Origin of the sequence: Nocardia farcinica (assembly GCF_029867845.1) — a bacterium.
GTDB classification, from domain to species: Bacteria; Actinomycetota; Actinomycetes; order Mycobacteriales; family Mycobacteriaceae; genus Nocardia; species Nocardia farcinica_A.
Genome location: NZ_JARWRU010000756.1, coordinates 1 through 1,604, shown reverse-complemented (window position 1 = coordinate 1,604; position 1,604 = coordinate 1). Strand labels below are relative to the sequence as shown.

1 protein-coding gene is annotated in these 1,604 nt (G+C 68.7%); it reads left to right on the top strand.

Translation table 11 applies throughout. The features are described 5' to 3' along the window. Positions 1 to 232 precede the first annotated feature (232 nt). Positions 233 to 1,531, top strand: coding sequence for a citrate synthase (locus tag QH283_RS16575; protein WP_280503888.1), 1,299 nt, complete (start codon positions 233 to 235; stop codon positions 1,529 to 1,531). Positions 1,532 to 1,604 lie beyond the last annotated feature (73 nt).

Here is a 1,604-nt window from a genome sequence, read left to right as displayed (position 1 = left end):
ATGTTCGGCTGTGAGCACCCACCGGCGGCCGGGCACACGCCCCCGCGGCGGCTTCCGCCCGCCGTAACGAGCCGATCCCGCGTCTCCCTCGCGGCGACCCGTCGGCGTGCGACCCGCACAGCGGACCCCTCATGCCGAGACAACTCTCCTCAGCGGCTAGCGTCTAAGTGATCGCACCGCCGTGCCGACCGCACTCCGATGCCGACGGTCCTAGCCTGAGAGGGATCCTTCCGTGCCCGAGAACCACAACGACGCCAAGCCGGTACTGAGCTACCCGGGCGGCGAATACGCCATGACGATCACCGAGGCCACCGAAGGCAACCACGGTGTCGATCTGGGCAAGATGCTGGCCAGCACCGGATACGTCACCTACGACCCGGGCTTCATGAACACCGCGCCCACCAAGTCGGCGATCACCTACATCGACGGCGAAGCGGGCATCCTGCGTTACCGCGGCTACCCGATCGAGCAGCTGGCCGACTCCTCGACCTTCATCGAGGTCAGCTACCTGCTCATCTACGGCGAGCTACCGACGCAGTCCCAGCTGGACGAGTTCACCGACCGCATCCGCCGCCACACCCTGCTGCACGAGGACCTCAAGCGGTTCTTCGACGGCTTCCCGCGCAACGCGCACCCGATGCCGGTGCTGTCCTCGGCGGTCAACGCGCTGTCGGCCTACTACCAGGACTCGCTGGACCCGCGCGACCCCGAGCAGGTCGAGCTGTCCACCATCCGCCTGCTGGCCAAGCTGCCCACCATCGCGGCCTACTCCTACAAGAAGTCGGTCGGCCAGCCGTTCCTCTACCCGGACAACTCGCTGAGCCTGGTCGAGAACTTCCTGCGGATGACCTTCGGCTTCCCGGCCGAGCCCTACGAGGTCGACCCCGAGGTCGCCGCCGCGCTCGACATGCTGCTGATCCTGCACGCCGACCACGAGCAGAACTGCTCGACCTCGACCGTGCGCCTGGTCGGCTCCTCCGACGCCAACCTGTTCACCTCGGTGTCCGGCGGCATCAACGCGCTGTGGGGCCCGCTGCACGGCGGCGCCAACCAGGCCGTGCTGGAGATGCTCGACGACATCAAGGCCCAGGGCGGCGACGTCAAGGAGTTCATCCGCAAGGTCAAGAACAAGGAAGACGGCGTGAAGCTCATGGGCTTCGGGCACCGCGTCTACCGCAACTACGACCCGCGCGCGGCCATCGCCAAGAAGCACGCCGACGCGATCCTGCGCAAGCTGGGCGGCGACGACGAGCTGTTCGACATCGCCCAGGCCCTCGAGGAGGCCGCGCTCACCGACGACTACTTCGTCGAGCGCCGCCTGTACCCGAACGTCGACTTCTACACCGGCGTCATCTACAAGGCGATGGGCTTCCCGACCCGCATGTTCACCGTGCTGTTCGCGATGGGCCGGCTGCCCGGCTGGATCGCGCACTGGCGGGAGATGCACAGCGAGCCGCTGAAGATCGGCCGCCCGCGCCAGATCTACACCGGGTACCCTGCTCGCGACTACTCGCGGATCACCGAGCGCTGAGCCGCGCGGCCGGGCGGCCCGCCGCCGCGAGCGCGGCCGGCGCGGCGCCCCCCCGCCCCCGGCCCCCCGCAGG